Here is a 1,894-nt window from a genome sequence, read left to right on the forward strand (position 1 = left end):
GTCGGCCGCGAGCGACTTATAGGCGGAATAGCCGTCGACTTGCAGGACGCCTTTGAACCCGGCGAGTTGGGCGGCGATCTCCTTCTTGCCCCGTCCGCCGGCGAAAACATAGGCGACCGCCAGCGGCGCCGGCCCGTTCCATGATCGATCGTCGCACGCATGCGCCCAAAACTGGCAAATTTTCGTTCGGCCTCGGCCGGGATCAAGCACCCGCATCGGCGTCTCGTCGCAAAAAAGGCGAGGTTGTTGATGCATCGTCGCCAACTGCCGTTCGTAAAGGCTCTTGGCCGTCCATGCCAACTGCTTCATCCACCGCGCCAGCGTCTGTCGATCGACGACGACGCCCTGGCCGGCGAGAATCTGCGCCTGGCGATATAGCGTCGAGCCCCAGGCGTACTTCGACGAGGCGATCCAGGCGACGACCGCGGTCGAGACCATGCCGCCTTCGATCAGACGCGGACGCGCTTTGGCCTGAACCACTTCGCCCTCGCAAGCCCGGCAAGCATATTTGGGGCGGGTCATGCGCAGGACGCGCAGCACGGCGGGAATCCTATCGAGCACTTCGTTGACGTCTTCGCCAATGCGGCGCAGCGCGCCGGCGCAGCAAGAGCACATTGTCGTCTCCGGCTCGATCACCATGTCGAAGCGCGGCAGATGCGCGGGCAACGCGCCGATGTTGCGCTTGGGCTTCTTGCGCGATCCCACGTTCCTGGTCTTGCCGCCGTCGTCCTGGCCATCGTCGTTGGCCGGCGCAGGCAGGACGGCATGCGCCTCGACATCGCCTAACCCCAGCGGCAATTGCTCGGCGATGATGACGGCGCTCTTTTCCGAACGCGCCCCGAAGATTATCGCCTTCAGCTTTGTGACCGATGTCCGCAGCGTCTCGACTTCGCTGCGCAAATCAAGAATGATTTCGATCAGCTGATCGGGGTCGCGAGGAAGCTTTTCAGGGGGAAGAACCATAAAAAAATACTAGCCCAAATCGCCTTGAATCGCCAGCATAATCAGGAGATTCAGGCCGTTTTGCAGGGCCGTTTCACGGGCTTTTGAACCACCCGCGTCCAGTCAAGTCCCGCAACCAAAACCGACAGTTGCGTCGCCGTCAGCACAATGGCGCCGTCTTGAACCGGCGGAAAAGTAAACGCCCCTTCCTCAAGCCATTTGGTCGCCAGGATTGTTCCTGTCCCGTCAAAAACCAGGAGCTTCAAACGGTCCCGGCGTTTCGACCGAAAGACGAAAACATCGCCGCGATAGAAATCCCCGTTCAAAGCCTGCGCGGCCATTGCCACCAGACCATGGACGCCACGGCGGAAATCGATCGGCCGCGCGGCGACCAGAACCTTGCGTTCGTCGCCAAAGCCGATCATCCGGCGCGACGCAGCGCGGCCAGCACGACCGCCAGCGTTTCGGGATCCACGCCTGCCGGAACGCGCACCAGCGCGCCTCTGGTCTCAATCTCAATCATCCGGCCGGGCAGCGTCAGGGGCTGAGGCGTCTCACCGACAGGGTCGCCGCTCGCCTTGGCGATCGCCACCGGAATAAATAGAGGCGCATCCGCCTGCGCCCCTTCTTCAGCCCGCGTCTTGGCTTTCTTGCGCCAGGAGTGCAGCAGACCGCCATGCACACCATGCCGGCGGGCGACCGCCGAGATGTTCGCGCCCGGCTCGAAGCTTTCCGCCAAAATCCGCGCTCGTTCGTCATCGCTCCAGCGCCGCCGGCGCGCCGTCCCGGTGATCAACTCGATCCGGCGATAGCTCCCGTTGTCGTTGCGATTGTCTTGATGAGTATCATTAGGACTATCATTCTTCACGGCGACACCCGACGCATCCATGGCCTGCCCGGGATGCTAGCGAACGCTCAGAGAATTGGTAGATGGGATCGCCGTGCCGCTAAC

At 62.4% G+C, this 1,894-nt stretch carries 3 protein-coding genes; all 3 read right to left on the reverse strand.

Annotated features, from left to right (window positions below; translation table 11 throughout):
• Nucleotides 1–963: IS66 family transposase (locus tag QZY01_RS08100; RefSeq protein WP_294535652.1), on the reverse strand; the 963-nt coding region annotated here is incomplete at its 3' end.
• 50 nt (nt 964–1,013) lie between these two features.
• On the reverse strand, nt 1,014–1,367 hold the full coding sequence (gene tnpB / locus QZY01_RS08105) for an IS66 family insertion sequence element accessory protein TnpB (protein WP_294535655.1): 354 nt from the start codon (nt 1,365–1,367) through the stop codon (nt 1,014–1,016).
• Complete coding sequence (locus QZY01_RS08110) at nt 1,364–1,810, reverse strand: transposase (RefSeq protein ID WP_294535658.1); 447 nt, start codon at nt 1,808–1,810, stop codon at nt 1,364–1,366. The genes tnpB and QZY01_RS08110 overlap by 4 nt, the downstream gene beginning before the upstream one ends.
• Nucleotides 1,811–1,894 lie beyond the last annotated feature (84 nt).

It is taken from the genome of uncultured Rhodoblastus sp. (assembly GCF_903903185.1).
GTDB lineage: Bacteria > Pseudomonadota > Alphaproteobacteria > Rhizobiales > Beijerinckiaceae > Rhodoblastus.